Source organism: bacterium, assembly GCA_039961635.1.
Lineage (GTDB): Bacteria > 4484-113 > 4484-113 > JAGGVC01 > JAGGVC01 > JABRWB01.
The window spans coordinates 1-17318 of the sequence record JABRWB010000058.1 but is presented as its reverse complement, the minus strand read 5'-3'; the positions used below and the strand labels follow the sequence as shown (position 1 = coordinate 17318).

11 protein-coding genes are annotated in these 17318 nt (G+C 58.2%); 3 read left to right on the top strand and 8 right to left on the bottom strand.

The window, feature by feature from the left end:
- Nucleotides 1-4: 4 nt before the first annotated feature.
- The 5 genes from HRF49_09160 to HRF49_09140 all read right to left on the bottom strand — a co-directional run bounded on the left by HRF49_09160 (nucleotide 5) and on the right by HRF49_09140 (nucleotide 6121).
- Nucleotides 5-1345 (bottom strand): MCE family protein, encoded by a 1341-nt coding sequence (locus tag HRF49_09160; protein MEP0814814.1) that lies wholly within the window; start codon nucleotides 1343-1345, stop codon nucleotides 5-7.
- Nucleotides 1346-1356: 11 nt separating this feature from the next.
- Complete coding sequence (locus HRF49_09155; GenBank protein MEP0814813.1) at nucleotides 1357-2112, bottom strand: ATP-binding cassette domain-containing protein; 756 nt, start codon at nucleotides 2110-2112, stop codon at nucleotides 1357-1359.
- A 12-nt stretch (nucleotides 2113-2124) separates the two neighbouring features.
- The gene (locus tag HRF49_09150; GenBank protein MEP0814812.1) at nucleotides 2125-2886 is read right to left on the bottom strand and encodes an ABC transporter permease; all 762 of its coding nucleotides are present in this window, start codon (nucleotides 2884-2886) and stop codon (nucleotides 2125-2127) included.
- A gap of 112 nt (nucleotides 2887-2998) precedes the next feature.
- A complete protein-coding gene (locus HRF49_09145) occupies nucleotides 2999-4147 on the bottom strand; it encodes an HD domain-containing protein (GenBank protein MEP0814811.1) in 1149 nt (382 codons plus the stop codon).
- 270 nt (nucleotides 4148-4417) lie between these two features.
- Nucleotides 4418-6121, bottom strand: a complete 1704-nt coding sequence (locus HRF49_09140) for a phosphodiester glycosidase family protein (GenBank protein MEP0814810.1) — start codon at nucleotides 6119-6121, stop codon at nucleotides 4418-4420.
- 200 nt (nucleotides 6122-6321) lie between these two features.
- Between HRF49_09140 and HRF49_09135 the strand changes: the two genes are divergently transcribed.
- Nucleotides 6322-8979, top strand: coding sequence for a PKD domain-containing protein (locus HRF49_09135; protein MEP0814809.1), 2658 nt, complete (start codon nucleotides 6322-6324; stop codon nucleotides 8977-8979).
- A 236-nt stretch (nucleotides 8980-9215) separates the two neighbouring features.
- Nucleotides 9216-10112, top strand: coding sequence for a lipoyl synthase (gene lipA / locus HRF49_09130; GenBank protein MEP0814808.1), 897 nt, complete (start codon nucleotides 9216-9218; stop codon nucleotides 10110-10112).
- An 82-nt stretch (nucleotides 10113-10194) separates the two neighbouring features.
- Here the strand turns inward: lipA and HRF49_09125 are convergent, their stop codons facing one another.
- The 3 genes from HRF49_09125 to HRF49_09115 all read right to left on the bottom strand — a co-directional run bounded on the left by HRF49_09125 (nucleotide 10195) and on the right by HRF49_09115 (nucleotide 14403).
- Nucleotides 10195-11424: an ABC transporter permease gene (locus HRF49_09125; GenBank protein MEP0814807.1), complete on the bottom strand. Its 1230-nt coding sequence runs from the start codon at nucleotides 11422-11424 to the stop codon at nucleotides 10195-10197.
- Between the two features lie 15 nt (nucleotides 11425-11439).
- Nucleotides 11440-13056, bottom strand: coding sequence for an efflux RND transporter periplasmic adaptor subunit (locus tag HRF49_09120; protein MEP0814806.1), 1617 nt, complete (start codon nucleotides 13054-13056; stop codon nucleotides 11440-11442).
- Between the two features lie 174 nt (nucleotides 13057-13230).
- The gene (locus HRF49_09115; protein MEP0814805.1) at nucleotides 13231-14403 is read right to left on the bottom strand and encodes a 1-deoxy-D-xylulose-5-phosphate reductoisomerase; all 1173 of its coding nucleotides are present in this window, start codon (nucleotides 14401-14403) and stop codon (nucleotides 13231-13233) included.
- 236 nt (nucleotides 14404-14639) lie between these two features.
- Between HRF49_09115 and uvrA the strand changes: the two genes are divergently transcribed.
- Nucleotides 14640-17318: excinuclease ABC subunit UvrA (uvrA, locus tag HRF49_09110; protein MEP0814804.1), on the top strand; the 2679-nt coding region annotated here is incomplete at its 3' end.

Here is a 17318-nt window from a genome sequence, read left to right as displayed (position 1 = left end):
CCGCCTAAAACTCAAACGTCAATCCCGCCATCAGGTTTTGCTCGCCGAAAGCATCCTCCACCCCGATGCGAAGCGAGTAATCGCTGTTCAATTTGAAACCGAGATAGGAGTTGATTTTGGGATCGTTCGGATCGTATCCGTTAAGCGACCACATGGCGCGCCCCATCCTGTAATCCATGCCGAGGCCGATCTTGCTCCTGACGATACCGCCGCGCATCGAAAGATCGGGCGTAATGCGCCGCCCCCCTTGAAGATTCAGCGTCGAGTCCTCGCCGATCCCTTCGACGCCCACGCGAACGAATCCGCGGCGCGTTTCCGCCTGCATTTCCACGTCGGCGAGAGCCTGGTTTTCGTCGGTTCCAGGCGCCGGATCGTCCTGATGTACGTAGCGGCCGCCTACGCGTCCGGATACATCGATCTTGGAAAGTTTCGATACCTCGGTCACCTTTTCGTTGACCGAGTTCAGCGTGCCGCGCAGCTCGCCGATTGCGCCCTTTGCGTCTTCGAGCGTTTCGGCGGTCAGCCTCGCGCTGTCCTTGATGTTCTTTTGCAGCTCCGGATCGCTTGCGAGATCGTTCACGTTGGCAGTAATGCTTTGCAGATTCGCGACGCTTTCCTCCAGGCCGGCCGTGATGTTGTCCAGGCGGGCATGAAGCACCGGATCGGATACGAGCTTTTTCATCTCCTCGCTCGTCTGCTTGAAATCCTCCGTAGTATCGACGACGTTCTTGAGAATCTTGTTTATTTCGTCGGAATTGGAGCCGACAAGGGAATTCATGTTGGACAAAAGGGCGCTTAGCGCGTCCATGGAGTCAATCACTTTTTCGGAAATATCCGTGAGCATTTGGTTAATCAGGTCTTCGTCGACGGTCCTTGAGAGTTCGGACAAAAGCGATTCGACATTGGTCATAAGCTTCGCCGCCTTCGCGACAAGCTCGTCGAATCCCTCCTCCCACTCGCCTTGGAATACATGGCCTTCCTCGGCCCATTTCATTTCTTCCTCGTCCGTCCATTTGATGTTGATGACCTTTTCGCCGATCAGTCCCTCCTTGGATGCGATGACCTTTGCGTGAACCGGAATCCGCTTTCCCTTGCGCAGCTTGATGTGCAGCACCGCGACGTTCATATCCTCGGGCCGTTCCACGTCCGCAACGACCCCTTCCACAATGCCGTTGATGCGCACGTCGACGCCTTTCGCCAAGCCTTTGGCGTCTTCGAAAGTGACGTCTATCGTGTAGGACTGCCCCCTGAATTTTTTTTCGAGCGCGGCCATTCCGGCGTACACCATGAACACCGCGACCAGAATGAACAATCCAACTTTCGCCTGCGTACTGAAATCGGCCATATGATCACCCGTTAAATCGCTTCGTGCACCCTTTCCGCGAGCTTTTGGAATCCCATCGAAAACCGCCGCACCCCGGGATGCGCGTGTGTCAGAATCCCCATCTTGCCGCCCACCTCGACGGGCTTTCCGGCGTCGATGAAAATCACGTAATCCGCGATGTTGAACACGCTAGATATGTCGTGGCTCACGACCACCGATGTCACGTCGAATCTTTCGTTGGCTTCGCGGATTATTCCGTCCACCAGCTCGATGGACATCGGGTCGAGACCTGTTGTCGGCTCGTCGTATAACAGAATCTTGGGCTGGTAGATAAGCGCGCGGGCAAGCGCGACGCGGCGCTTCATCCCGCCGGAAAGCTCGCTGGGATAAAGCTTTTCCGTCCCGGCCAAACCCAGCTGCTTCAGGATTTCGGCCACCCGCCTCGCCGTGACGCGCGGCCTTTCCCGCTCCCGGAACGTCGGATAAAAGCCGACATTCTCCGCAACGGTCATCCCGTCGAAAAGCGCCGAGCCTTGGAAGACCATCCCCATTTTGCGGCGGACGCGCGCATACTGCCGCTCGGAAATTCCCGTCACATCTTCGCCGTCTATAACCACACGCCCCGACCGGGGACGCACGAACCCCATTATCACCTTAAGAATGGTGCTTTTGCCGGAGCCGCTCGGCCCGATTATGTAACTGATCTTCCGGGCAGGCAGCGCGAAACTGGCCTCGTCCAGAACGAGCTTTTCACCGAATCCAACCGTGACTTTGTCGAAAACGATCATCCAAATCCAAAACTAGAAAAGAATGGGCATAAGCAAAAGGTCGAGACCGAAAATCAGGACTATGCTGTTCGTTACGCTCAACGTCACCGCCTTGCCGACTCCCGCCGCGCCTTTGTCCGCGTTGAAGCCGTGATAGCAGGCTACCAGGCCGACCGTCGCGGCGAAGACAAGCACCTTTATCAGACAAGCCCGGAAATCGCTGTACTCGACGAACGACGGAACTTCCGCCATCCAAGTTATGTACTGCGTCTGCGTCTGCTCCCAGGCCATCAGGTAACCGGAGTAGAATCCGGCGTAGCCCGCGAACGCAGCCACCACGGGCGACATCAAAACGATTCCCAGAACGCGCGGAATCGTCAGAAACCAGTCAGGATCGGTCGAAAGCGCTTTGAGGGCTTCAATCTGCTCGCTGATTTTCATACTTCCGATCTCGCTCGTCACGCTCGCGCCAACTTTGCCCGCGAGCACCACTCCGGTAAGCACGGGAATCATTTCGCGCAGCAAAATAAGCAGAATCAAGCCGCCGACGTAACTTTTAAGGCCTCTCGACGCCATTTCCTCCGCGATGATGTAGGTGATTGACGCTCCGACGAACGCCAGCACGAGGCAGACTATTGCTATGCTTGCGATTCCCAGGTTGGACATCTGGGCAATGGTCAGGCCCGGATTTGAACGGCCGCGCACCACGTACCAGACCACCTTCCCCAGCAGCATGAAAACGCCGCCGAAAAAGGCGAAAAAGCGGTCCACGAATAGAAAAACGGCCCTGCTCAACGATTCCTCCGGACGCCTCGGCCCCATACCGAAAGTTAAGTATAGCAAAGGCGGCAGACGCCGTTTCGGCGAGAAATCGGCGGCAGGAACGCAGTAATCAAGCCAAAATCGCCTATGCGCGAAAAACTTCGCTTACGAAAAGATCGGTTTCCTTGGAGAGATCGAGCAGCGCGACCTTGTCCACCGGAGTCCCGTCCGAGCTGAACAGCAAGCGAACTACGGGTCTTACCGGCAAACCTTCGTTATTCTTTACGACGATGCCCCCATCGCCGGACGACAGCACGGCAAACGTGCCAGGCGGATAAAGCCCGAAACACCTGACGAATCTCCCCGTCATCGCCGGATCGAAGTGGACGCCCGAAAGCCCGCACACCTCGCCTATCGCTTCGTACGGACTCATCCTGTTCTTGTAAGGGCGTGTGGAAACTATCGCGTCGAATGTGTCGCAAACCGCCAAAAGCCTTGCGGAACGCGGAATTTCCTCGCCCCGCAGCCCGTCCGGATAACCCGAACCGTCATATTTTTCGTGGTGGCCGCGGGCCGCCCGTACGGCGTCGCTGCCAATGAATCCCGAGTTGGTTAAAAGCTGCGAAGCGACTTTCGTGTGATTCTGTACGAGTTTGAATTCGCCGGCGGTAAGCGGCCCGCGCTTGTTTTTGAGGTCGGGCGGAAAAAACGCGTGTCCAATGTCGCGAAGCAAAGCCGCGGCGGTCATTTCAAATCGAGTGCTGCCGTCCAGGTCGCTTTCTTCGAGCAAATGGTTGAACAGCAACGCTCCGTTAAGCGCACGGTTGTACAGGTAATCGTGCTGCGCGACGTTGTGCCACATCTGAATAATCTTGTCCGAAAAGTTCGTTTTCCTCTGCTCCAAATCTTCGACAAGATCCGTAATGTCGCCGGGCTCGATCGCCCGTTTTTTGGAAATCCTGCCGAACCTCTCCTTGACTCTGGAAATGTAAACCCTTCTTTCTTCGTCCGAAAGCACGAACTGGAGTCCCGCGTTGTAAAAGACCTCCTCCCTGTTCTGCGCTATCGCGTCGAAATGCGGAGTGAAGCTGCGCTGGTGCTCCTCGTCAATCGGGAACTGGGTGCTGGGAGTGTAAACGTACGAAATTCCCCAATCCCCGAGAAGAGAGATGAATCCGGGAGTCAGTTTCCTTCCCGCGCCGAGCAGAAGCACTTGCTTGGCGCTCAGTATGTCGCCTTCCAGAATCGCGCCGGGCACAAGGTTGTCTACTTTAACTCTATAGAGTTTATTCACGGTTTGATTTTAGCACTTCATGCAATTGCTGTCTATATTGGACTGGCAGGGATAAGAATTCCCGCGTCCGGGGAATGGAAAGAAATTTTCAAAAACCGCCGATCGCGCTTGCAATCCGAACGCGGATAAGGTATATTTTAATCGGCCCGTTGGGGCGCGTGTACTTTTAATGGTTGGCCCGCCGGCCCTCGACCAAAGTTGCCGGCGGGCTTTTTATTTTCCTGATCCGTTTCAATCTTTCCAGACGCCCGTAATGACCCGCCAACGCGCCTATTCCGCGCCGTTAAGCGTCAGCCCCTTCACTATCTGCGCGAAATCGGGGCCGCCTTCGGCATAGTGCTCCGCGTACGTCATAAAACTCATGACGATCATCCATCTTCCCTTTTTGACATAGAAATACTGCTCGCCGCAACTTCTTCCGTTGACTATTTCTTCGTACAGCGTGCGGAGCGCGGGCGCGCCGTCCACTTCCGTCGAATAGCGCCTGATTTCCGTCTTGTAAGTTCCGCCGACATACATGCTTTCGAATTCCTCAAGCGTATCGGCATCGTCAGCCTCGAAAACCTGCACCGTTCCATAGAAGGGCATTTCCTTATGCGAAAGCAAGATCACCATTTTTTCCTGCTCCACTTTCGCTTCCCAGCCCTCCGGCCAAGACAGACTGAAACCGATGTTCCGCTCGCGAAAGATTTGTCCTGAAACGGTTCCGTCGAAACCCGGCCCCGCCGGCTCTACAAGCGGGAGCGCTTCCGCCTCCAATTCAGCCGGCGGCGCGGCTTCCGCGGCCGCCGGGCCTTCGCCGGCGGAATCCGGCCCCTTCTTCTTCACGTCCTTTGGATTAACCGTTCCGCTTTGCGAAAATGCGGACATTTCGGCCAGCTTGTACATTTTGACCGCGTGATCGGTGTCGCCCAATCCTTCGTAAGCCAGCCCCATGTTTCTGTACGTTTCCGGGTCTTCGCCTGACAGCTTCAATGCTTCAGCGAGCTTTTTCAATGCGACGTCGTACATGCCCTTCGACAGATAGATTTTGCCGGCCTGGCGATGTGCGATAGCCTGCTCGCGCCTCTTGCCGAGTTTGCCGTAAGCTTCTGCAAGTGAGTTGTAGAACGCCGCCTGGTTCGGATCAATCGAAGTCGCCAACTTGAAGGCTTCGACCGCATCCGCCCATTTGCCCGAAGCCATCGCCTCTTTCCCTTTGTCGAAGTACTGCTCGGCGCTTTTGCTTTCGCCGGCGCCTCCGGAAATTCCGCCAAATCCTTCGGGCGCTTTCTCGTAGGGTACGACGTATAAAACGTTCGTGAGCTTGCGTCCGGCGGTAATCACGTACTGGCCGCGGAAGTACATCGCCTGGCTCGCCCCGCCGTCGCTGTTCATCGCTTGGGTGCAACCGAGCTTGATCATTATCGCCGCGCATTCTTCAAGCGAAATCGCGCTTCTGACGCCGACCAGCAGCAAATCGCCTGCTGTGGTCAACCCGATCGCGATGCGGTTCGCCTTGCCGAGCACGTGCGGGTCGCTGAATCCTTGCCCCTTGGGGTCCACCGTCACCTTGCCGTTCGTAACAAGGCGCGGCCCCGCGGCCAGCACAGTAAGGTAGGGCGTCCAGTCCATGTGCTGCCATCGCTCAACGTCAATGAACCTGACTTCGTTATTCTTGGTAAGCGCAAGTGCGGTGCCAATTCCGCCAAAGTGGATCAGCTTTCCGTCCTTGACGATGTCGCCCACGGGAATGAGATTATTCTTTCCGAAAAACGTGCCGTTGATTGCGGCTATCGGATTTGTGCGCTTGATGTATTCCGGAAATTCCTCGTCCGTACCGGGGAAGCCGCGCGCGACCTCCACGTTCAGGCGGTATTCCTTGCCCGACATCGGAATCGAGATTATCCGGCACTTCACGCCGAAAACATCTTCGGTTCTAAATGTAACTTCGGCGGAGTGCGACGCGCGCGGGAATAGCGTATGCGCAGCCACAAAAACCGCGGCTATCAAAGCTGCCCGGCGGAAACAGAACATGAATCGAACCCCTTACTGAACCCCAGCAAAGCGCCGCCCCGCAATGATTATAACCATTTACCGAACTCTTTGCGAACGCTTAAATCGCCAGCCCGGCTTCCGGTGGCCACCGGATATAATTAATTGTGCCTTTTCACGGCTGAAGGAGCGGATGCGAAATGCGGGGTATTCAGTTTTCGATTTTGGCGTTTGCGCTGCTGCTGGGAACAACTTTCAATTTCGCCTGCACCGCGGCGGGCCGCACCGGCGCGGCCGCTTCGCCATCGGGGCAAATTCCCACCGAAGCCGAACTCAAAAATATGCTTTTCGACGAGCTTGTCCGGCTCGGCAAAATCGATCCCGGAACGCATTCGCCGCGCGTCGCGTCAGCGCCGCCCTCGGGCGACATCAACCGTCCCCAGATGGTTCAGTCCCTTACCATGCCGGACGGCACATTGAGGCTTGCTTTTCTTGAGCGGCTTCAGGGCGATTACGATTTGAGCGGAGAAGTAGGAGTATCCGACATTACGCCTATCGCTCTCCGCTTTCTTGAAACCGCCGCATGGATATCCTCAGGCATTCCCGAATCCGGAGAAGAAAACGAGAGGCGGGCCGTCGTGGACGGCGATCAAAGCGGGGAAATAGGTGTCTCCGACGTTACGCCTATCGCGATCAACTACCTGCAAACGATCGCGGGCTACAACGTGTATCGCGACGGAGTGTTTATTCCGAACGGCGCGGATCCGGAACTTCCAACAATACCGCGGCCGACACCGGGCGGAAGCGGCTGGCGGGACGGAAGGTGGCCGCAGTACTCGCTTGTGGACTCGCCAGGCGGCGAAGCCCGGATGATCGTTTACTCTCTGCGCCCGGTTGATTCGGATGGAGTCGAGGGGGACGCGTATTCGTACAATGTGAATTACACGTTCAATGCGGACTCCACGCCGCCCGCGCCGCCGGCGAACCTTTCCGTTACGCAGCCGAACCAAACCACAATCCGGTTGGAATGGGACGACAACGCGGAGCCGGATTTGGCGGGATACAACGTTTACCGCTCCGACTCCCCCGGAGATCCGTCGCCTGAAAAACTGAATACGGCTGCGATTGTTACTGCCAGCACGTTCGATGTGACCGACGGCGTAACTCCGGGATTGCACTGGTATTTCCGCGTGACGTCCGTGGACGCGTCGGACAATGAAAGCGGTTTTTCCAACGAAGCCGATATCGTGGTGCAGGACGTTCCTCCGATCAATCCGCCGACGGGACTCGCGTCATTTGCGGGAGACGGCCAGGTGCGGCTTACATGGGACGATCCTGCAGATCCCAACATCGTCGGACACAACCTGTATATGTCCACCGACGAGTTCGATCCGGCGCCGCCGAAGGTCAACGGCGCGCCGATCGCCGCTTTGGAATATACGGTATCGCCGCTCACGAACGGGACGACGTACTACTTCTGGCTCACCTCGCTCGATGCCGCGTTGCACGAAAGCGGCAAGGCGGGCCCTGTGAATGCGACTCCGCAATCCGGAGCGAACCTGCCGCCGGTCGCGGTGGCGGACGCGTTCCCGACTTCGGGAACGATGCCGCTGACGGTGAATTTTTCCGCCGGCGAATCAAGCGATCCGGATGGAAACATCGCCTGGTACAGATGGGACTACACCGACGACGGGCTGTGGGATTTCGAAAGCGAAACCGACGGCACGACGAGCTTTCCCTATAATTTTGCAGGAATTCACACAGCGCGGCTGGAAGTCGAGGACGATGACGGCGCCACGTCGCAGGATGCGGTTCAAATTACAGTTACGGCCGGGGATGAATGGAACACGCTAAAGGTTGCAAGCTGGTCGAACGTTCGCAGTCTTTCGCTTGCATTCGATCCGGACGGGAGGCCTACGGTCGCGGCCGGAGTGGCGGGGCTCGAACTTGCGCTTGAAGTATACGAATACAACGGAGCGGATTTCGTCGGCATCGGCTCGATCGGATACGGAGGCCGCGACGCCGTCCAGCTCGCGATCTCCGGCGACCGGAAATACTTCGTTGGACGCGTGAACTGGAACGAGATGTTCGAGGATTTCGGAGATTTCAGTTACGACATCGGCGCGGGATGGACGGACAAAAGTTACGGAACGATTTCCGACTGGTCGAAAATCATCGTCGGCGCGTCCGAAACCGAAGGATTCCTGGGATACCAATGGCTGATTATGCCGGAGTATACGTTGGTCCACGTTGGAAACGAGGAATTCAAGGAGTTCGGAACGGGCGTTTACAATCCCAAATGTTCCAACCTCGCGTTCGAATCGGACCTCGCCGGTCAGACCTGGCTTTGCGATCCCGCGAATCTGAAATGGACGCGCGCCGAGTGGAACGGCTCGGAATGGCTGATGCACACAGGCGAGGATTTGGACGGCCAGTACGAAAACATCTATCGCATCGAATGGCTGCCGGGAATGGGCAAATACGTGATGGCTCTGGCGACGTTCACCGACACCCCTCAACTTGCCTGGGCAAGCTGGGACGGCGCGACGTACGAGTTCAAGAGCACGAGCGGCATTCCGGTGCTGTATCCCGACAGCGGGGCGGCGATCGGTCCGGAAGGAGAGATTTACTTCTACCAAATAGATGAATCGCGCGATCCTCCGTTCAAAATTTCCTATTACGAATCCAAGTATAACTACAGCGTGCCTCAGCTTGGCCTGGACGGTCCGATCGACGGCGCCGTTGTGGAATGCGCCGCGATGGCGGTGACGAAGTCGGGAGACCCCAACATCGTTTACAAGCTAATGGGCGACGACAACATATATTTCGCGATGTTTCCCAAGCCCCAGCTCGGATAAGAAAAACCGGATATTCGTCGCGCCGGTTGGTACAATACGCCGGCATGACACATTCATTCAAGGCGGTACCTGAAACGGCGGCCCGCGTATCCGAACCGGAATTCGACCGCGCGCGCGGCGCGCGCGATGCCGAAAACGCGGATGAAGTCGCGCGCGCGGCCGCGGCGTTCGCCAACGAGCAAGCAAGACGCGAAAACTACGACGCATCCTCACGAAAGCCCTGCAGCGCGGCAAGGATGGCCGCCCGGATTTCGGCGCTTACGAAGAGCGGAGAGGCGCCACCCGTTGCGGGGCCGCGCCCGTCATGGCTGCGCGTCAAGGCCGTCCGCGGCGGCAACTGGCAGAAGATGCTCGCAGACTTGGGCGGCCTCCACACCGTCTGCCAGGAGGCCAACTGCCCCAACATCGGCGAGTGCTACAACCGCGGCACCGCAACGTTTATGATTTTGGGCGACACCTGCACCCGCTCATGCGGCTTTTGCAACGTCAAGATGGGCGTATCGAAGGAAGTTGATTGGAGCGAACCCGCCCGCCTGGCCGAAAGCGTGGTGCGTCTCGGCCTGCGCCATGTGGTGATAACCAGCGTCAACCGCGACAACCTGCCCGACGGCGGCGCGGGCGTCTTCGCCGAGTGCATCCGCAAAATACGCGAGCTGAAGCCTGGAACGACGATTGAAGTCCTCACGCCCGATTTCATGGGCGACTTCAAAGCGCTCAAAATCGTGATGGACGAGCGGCCGGAAGTTTTCAACCACAACGTCGAAACCGTGCCGCGGCTCTACCGCCCGGTGCGCCCGCAGGCGCGATACGAACGCAGTCTCGCCGTCCTCGCCGAGGCGAAAAAGATGTTCCCGGAAGGATTGACCAAAAGCGGGCTGATGGTCGGCCTGGGCGAGGAATTTGAAGAAGTGGTCGATGTGCTCCGCGACCTGCGCGCCCGTGACGTGGACATGGTGACAATCGGCCAGTACCTTCAGCCGAACAAATTCATGCTGCCGGTTGTACGCTACGTGACGCCGGAGGAATTCGACGAGATGGGACGAATCGCGCGGGATTTGGGCTTCATCGGCGTCGCCTCCGGCCCGCTCGTCCGGAGCAGCTACTTCGCGGAAAACCAGCTGCCGCAACGATAGGAAAACTTGCCGCGTAGTTGATTTTTCCGGTTCATCGCCCTGGCGGCGCACCGTGCATACGGATTCAGTAGTCAGTGAAGCGCTATTCGTACTTCAGCGCGTCGATGGGATCCAGCGAGGCCGCGCGCATCGCGGGGAAGATGCCGAACACGAGCGCGACCGCGACAGACACTCCCGCGGCGAGGAAGATGAACTCCGTTTGCATTATCGGCACCGGGAACTGCACGTCCTCCGGAAGCTTGCCAAGCCCTTTCGCCGCGAGCACGCCAAGGCCGATTCCGACAATCGCGCCTCCTAGACAGATGAGCAGCGTCTCGGTGAGGAACTGGCCGATTATGTTTGCGCGGGTCGCGCCAAGCGCCTTTCGTATGCCGATCTCCCTTGTGCGCTCGGTGACTGTGACGAGCATGATATTCATGATGCCGACGCCGCCGATGAAAAGCGTCAGCCCGCTGACGACCGACAGGAACACTTTGATGACGTGCGCCGAGCGCTCCCGCTCCTTCTGCATCTCGCCGGTGTTGAAAACGCGGATGTAGTCCTCCTCCTGGCCGAATGGAACATTGTGCAGCCGGGAAAGTATTTCCGTCGCCTCGCGCTCGGCTTCGGTTGTGTCGTCCAGATTCCAGGTTTTGAGCACGAATTCGTCTATTTCCTTGTTGCCAGTCAGCCGCTTCTGGAGCGTAGTGAGCGGGACGACGAGCTGCTCGTCAGGGTTGTACCACGCGAACTGCCCTTTTTCTTCGAGCAATCCGACGACTACGAACTGCTTGCCGTTGATCTTTATAACTTCGCCTACTGGGGAGCGGGTGCCGAACAAATCTTCGGAGGTTTTGCTTCCGAGAACCGCCACACGCGCGGCGGTGGCGACGTCCTCGTCTGTAATCAATCTGCCTTCGAACAGGGTGAAGTTTTCGGCGGAAAAGTACGCCGGAATTACGCCGGTTATGCGCGCGTTTATCACGTTGTTCAAATACTTGACTTGACCCGATGTGTCGTTCGTCGGGGAAATTTCCTTGATCGTTCGCGATTCGGACAAAAGAGTCTGGTAATCGCGCCAATCGAACGCGATAGGCCGGAAATTCGGGATGTTTGCGCCGCCCCGCCTGCCCCAAGACGCCATTACGTTAACGCGATTCGACCCCAGCCGCTCGAATATCGCCATCGTCTCCCGCTTCTGACCCTCGCCGATCGCCATCAGCGCGACGACGCATCCCACGCCAATGACTATGCCCGTAACCGAAAGAATGGTGCGCAACGCGTTCGCATTCAGCGCCCGCATTGCCATTCTCAATGTGATTATCGGGTTCATGGCCGCCCGCCTCCGCTAGAACCTTCTCCTGCCCGGAATGTCTTTCTCTTCCTTAGGCAGGCGGAGGATTACGTCTCCTTCAGTAAGGCCTTCCTCGACCACGATGTTTACGCCGTCGCTGAATCCGAGCTTGACGGCTCTGACTTCGTAGTCGTCTTCCTTTTTTGAATCCGGTTTCTTTACATTTACCTCCGGCTCGCGCGCGCGGAAGTTGACGTAAGAAACCGGAATCGTGAGCGCGTCCGGCACTTCCTTGATGATTATTTCCACATCGGCTGTCATTCCGATTCTGATTTCCACCGGGCCGGACGTTGCCGCTCCGCCGCCCCGCCTGTTGTTCCGCTTTCCGCTCCACTGGCTTCCGGGTGTACCGGCTCCATTTGCTGGGGGCTTTGCCTGCGCAGCCTCGGATGATTGCTTTTGGCTGGACTGCACTTCATCGGACGCCTTAGCGCCCGTTTTTTCCGGTTCGGTTTTTTTTGTCTCTCCGCCCGAATTCGGATTTTTGCCGGATGCATCCTTCGCATCGCCGCCGTCCTTTCCGGTTGCGGATGCGGCATCGCTTTCCGCCGAATCTCCAGTCTCGCCTTCGACTCCGATATACGGCTTCGCTATCGCAGGATTTGAGCCGGATAGTTTTTCCGGCGCAGTCTGGCGTGTAATGAACTGACCCTGGTCGAGCTCGACATCCACCTGGAACGTCGTAACATTCTGGTTGACGGTCGCCTGCGGGTATATTTTCGCGACCTTTCCGCTGAACGTACGGCCCGCGTAGCTGTTGATGCTGACCTCGGCGGGCATTCCAAGCGTCACCTTTCCCACGTCGCTTTCATCCACAAATCCGCGGACGTACACTTTGGACAGGTCGCCGATGACCGCGAGCGTGGTCCCCGCGCCGCTTCCGCGGGTCGCCGAAGTGACCGTATCGCCGACTTCGACATCTTGCGCAAGTATCACGCCGGTCATCGGCGCGGTAATCGTCGTGTAACGAAGCTCCTCCAGCGCGTTGGACAAATCCGCTTGCGCCAGCGTCACCGCCGCCTCGGCCATTTCCACCTCTTCCTTCGTGCCGCCTGCGTTGCTTTCCCGCAGGTTTTTTTGCGCGAGCTCAAGCTTGAGCTTGGCGCGCTCCAGCGTGGCCGCCGCGTCGTCCAACTCCTGTTGAGTGGCGAAGTCCTTCTCGTGCAGCTCCTTTATGCGGTTGTAACGCTCTTCGGCGTCAGCGAGATCGAACTCGGCCTGCGCGACCGCGTTTTCCAGCTGCACCAGCTCGCGCGGCGTCTGGCTCTTTTTGGCGAGCGCAAGCTGGGCTTTCGCGCTCTTGAGGCGCGCGCGCGCCTGCGTAACCTGCTCCTCTATCTGCCTCTTGTCCAGCCGGAACAACACGTCGCCTTCCCGAACGAGATCGCCGATGTTGAAGGCTCGGTACTCGACAACTCCGGAAGCGTTGCTTTTAACCTCAACAGAGGTGACCGGCTCGATAGTGCCGTCGCAAATGACCGAATCGCGAATCTGGCCGAGTTTGACTGTGTACTCTTCCGGCTTTTCCTTTTCTTCCTTTGCGCAGGAAGCAAGCAAAGCCGCCGCAAAAAGACACGAAACCGCGGCGATAACGGGAAACAAGCGCGCCAATGCCCGCCGCGGGGACGGCGGGCGGTTAAGCGCCAACAAGGAGTGATTGGACATCTTTCTTTACCGTTGGATTGACGCACGTGGCGCCGGGATGTTCAAATGGAGCCGGAATGGGCGAATAATTGTAGCAGTAATGCTCCGAAAGAAAATTAAACGCCGGCGATTTCGAGCGAATCAGCCGATATCGCCCGTTGCGATTGAGCCTGCTGATTCGAAACTTTGTCGCACTTCCGCGTCCAGGGCGATTACCTCGTCTATCGTATGCGGGCGGCCGGCGTGGCGGTGAAAAGACTCCGCCGCGGACAAAAGCCCGTCGATAATGGAAAGGAATCCGATTTGGCCCGCCAGAAAGCGGTCCACCAGAACTTCGTTCGCCGCGTTGAGCGCGACGGCGAAGCTCCAGTCTTCGGTAAGCGCGCGGCGGGCGAGCGCGAGCGGCGCAAAGACCGATTCATCCGGAGACTCGAATGCGAGGCCGGAAAACAAAGAAACATCCAACGCAGGCCTGTCGGCGCGCGGCTCGTCCGGCCACGCCAGACATGCGCGGATGGGAAATTTCATATCGGCCGGGCTTGCGTGCGCCAGAAACGAGCCGTCGGAAAGCTCCACGAATCCGTGTATGACGCCTTCGGGATGCACAACCACGCCGATTTTATCGGAGGGCAGGCCGAAAAGATGGTGCGCCTCGATTATCTCAAGCCCCTTGTTCATCATCGTCGCGCTGTTCACCGTTATGCGCTTGCCCATCTGCCAGAGCGGATGTGCAAGCGTCTGGTTAATCGTGACCGCCGAAAGCCGGTCGCGCGTCCAGCCGCGGAACGGCCCGCCGGTGGCGGAAAGAACGATCCTGCGTATGGATGACGCGTCGCGTCCTTTCATGCAGCGCCAGATGGAGTTGTGCTCGCTGTCGATCGGGAGAAACGCGACGCCGTTCCTGCGGGCAAGGTTCATCACAAGCTCGCCGCCCGCGACGAGGGCTTCCTTGCAGGCGAACGCGATGTCTTTTTTCGCCTCGATTGCCGCGACGAGCGGCCGAAGCCCCGCCGCGCCGAAGACGGCGAATACAACCAAGTCCACGTCCGGAAGCGAAGCGAGCTCGCAAAGCCCGTCGATTCCGCGATAGAGTTTCGAGCCGGAAGGAAGCTTGCCCGCCAAATCGTTGGCGTTTCCGTCCCCGATTGCGAAGTGCCGGACGCCGAATTCCGCGCCCTGACCGGCAAGCAGGTCCGCGTTCGAGTGCGCGGAAAGCGCGACGACGCTGATGTCCGGCGCCATTTCGCGCGCGACCTCGAGCGCCTGCCGACCGATGCTGCCGGTGGAACCGAGGATTGCGATGCGTTTGGGCATGGGGAGCGATTATACAACGGCGCTCGCCGAAAGCGATTTCCGCTTAATCTATACGCACGTCTAGTAATTATCGCCAAATTCTGCTAAGCTTTGGCTTGCGGGGAATCCGCTGACTCGTTCCATGCCGCTATTTGCGGGCATTCATGGGGCTACCGCGATTCACTTAGCCGTGGTAATCTGAGGGTTCGCCGATTTACGGTGAATTTCCGCTTTGCCGGAGCGTTTGGCCTTTTCATATGGAAAACTTCATCGAAATCCGCGGTGCGAAGGTTCACAACCTCAAGAACATAGACGTCCGCATCCCGCGCAACAAGCTGGTCGTTTTCACGGGCGTGTCCGGGAGCGGCAAAAGTTCGCTCGCCTTCGACACGATCTACGCGGAGGGCCAGCGGCGGTATCTTGAGTCGCTTTCGAGCTACGCGCGGCAGTTCCTGGGCCAGTTCGACAAACCTGACGTGGAGCACATCGCGGGGCTATCGCCCAGCATCGCGATAGAGCAGAAGAGCGCGTCGCACAATCCGCGAAGCACCGTCGGCACCGTCACGGAAATATACGACTACCTGCGCGTGCTGTTCGCGCGCATCGGGAAGCAGCACTGCTGGAAGTGCGGCGAGCCGGTGACCGCGCAGACGATAGACCAGATGATAGACCGCATCCAGGCGCTGCCGGAAGGAACGCGGTTGTACATACTCGCGCCGCTGGTATCGGGACGCAAAGGCGAGTACGCGGATTTCCTGGACGAAGCGCGAAAGGACGGATTCGCGCGCGTGCGCATAGACGGGAACATTTACTCGCTGCACGAAAACATCAAGCTTGCGAAGACGCGGAAGCACGATATCGAGATTGTCGTGGACAGGCTGAGCGTGGACGCGGAAGGCGCGGGAAGGCTGGCGGAAAGCATCGAAACCGCGCTGCGCAAGGGCGAGGGCAGGTTCATTCTGCACAAGGTGGAGTCGGGCGAGGACGTTGTGTTCAGCGAGCAGCGGGCATGCATTCCGTGCGGGATTTCGTACGAGGAGCTTTCGCCGCACCACTTCAGCTTCAACAGCCCGTACGGGATGTGCAAGGGTTGCGACGGTCTGGGCGTTCAGCTCAAGGTTGACGAGAACATATTGATTCCGGACGACAGCCTTTCGATAGACGGCGGGGCGATCAACCTTTGGAGCTTCACCGCGGAAGTTACCGAAGGATGGCGCAAATATCTTCGCGCGATGGTCGAGGCGTACGGCGGGACGATGGATATGCCGTGGTGCAAACTTCCCGACAAGGCCAAATATGTTGTTTTGCGCGGGGGAAGCTTTCAATACCGAGGCGGAAGGCGACGGTTCGAGGGATTCGCGAACCAGATCGAGCGGCTGGCGAAGACAACGCAGTCCGAGGGCATGCGCAATTACTACTTGAATTTCATGTCGAAGAAGCCCTGCCCCGCATGCGGGGGAAAGAAGCTGAGGCCGGAATCCCTGGCGGTCAGGCTGGGCGGCGAGACGATAGACGGAATCGTTTCGAAGGACATCACCAGCGCGTCCGCGTTTTTCAAAGGGATTAAGCTGTCCGCCGTAGAAGAAAAAATCGGCAAAGAAGTGCTGAAGGAAATACGCGAACGGCTTTCGTTTCTGGAAAACGTGGGGTTGCACTATCTGACTCTGGACCGCAGCGCGCCGACCCTTTCGGGCGGGGAATCCCAGCGTATCAGGCTCGCAAGCCAGATCGGAAGCGGGCTGGTCGGCGTGCTATACATTTTGGACGAGCCGAGCATCGGGTTGCACCAGCGCGACAACCGCAAGCTTATCGATTCGCTCGTGGGGCTGCGCGACCTTGGAAACACCGTCATCGTGGTCGAGCACGATGAAGAAATGATGCGCACCGCGGACGCGATTTTCGATTTCGGGCCGGGCGCGGGAGTGCACGGCGGGGAAATAGTGTCGGTCGGCACCGCGAAGGAACTTGCGAAGGACGACGGCTCCCTGACCGGCAAGTATCTTGGAGGAAAAATCGAAATTCCGCTGCCCGGAACGAGACGGAACGGAAACGGGCTTGCAATCGAAATAATCGGCGCTTCCGCAAACAATCTCAAGGAAATAGACGTCTCGATTCCGCTTGCGCGGTTCGTTGCCGTCACCGGCGTGTCGGGAAGCGGCAAGTCCAGCCTGATAAACGAGACGCTGTACAACGCCACCGCGGAGCTTATCGGCGGCCGGCCGCGGCGCACGGGGAAATACAAGGAGATACGCGGCATCGGCGACAACATAGACAAGGTGATCGAGATCAGCCAGTCGCCAATCGGACGCACTCCGAGGTCGAATCCGGCGACGTACACGAAGCTGTTCGACGAAATCCGCGGGCTGTTCGCGGAGCTTCCGGAAAGCAAGGTGCGCGGGTACCTGCCGGGACGGTTCAGCTTCAACGTGCGGGGGGGGAGGTGCGAGGCGTGCCAGGGCGACGGAGTGAAGAAAATCGAGATGCACTTCCTTTCGGATGTGTACGTCACCTGCGACGTGTGCAAGGGCAGGAGGTTCAATCGGGAAACTCTCTCGGTGAAGTACAAAGGCAAGTCGATTTCGGACGTGCTGGATATGACGGTGGCAGAGGCGCAGGAGCATTTCGCGAACATCCCGCCGATCGCGCGCGGGCTTTCGGTGCTCGCGGAGGTGGGGCTGGATTACATCCAGCTGGGGCAGCCCGCGCCGACGCTTTCGGGCGGCGAATCGCAGCGAATAAAACTCGCTCGCGAGCTGTCCAAGCGGGCGACCGGGCGGACGCTGTACCTATTGGACGAGCCGACGACCGGGTTGCACTTCGACGACATTCGCAAGCTGCTGGGCGTTCTCAACAGGCTTGTGGACGCGGGGAACACCGTCGTCGTCATCGAGCACAACCTGGACGTGATCAAGAGCGCGGATTGGATAATAGACCTC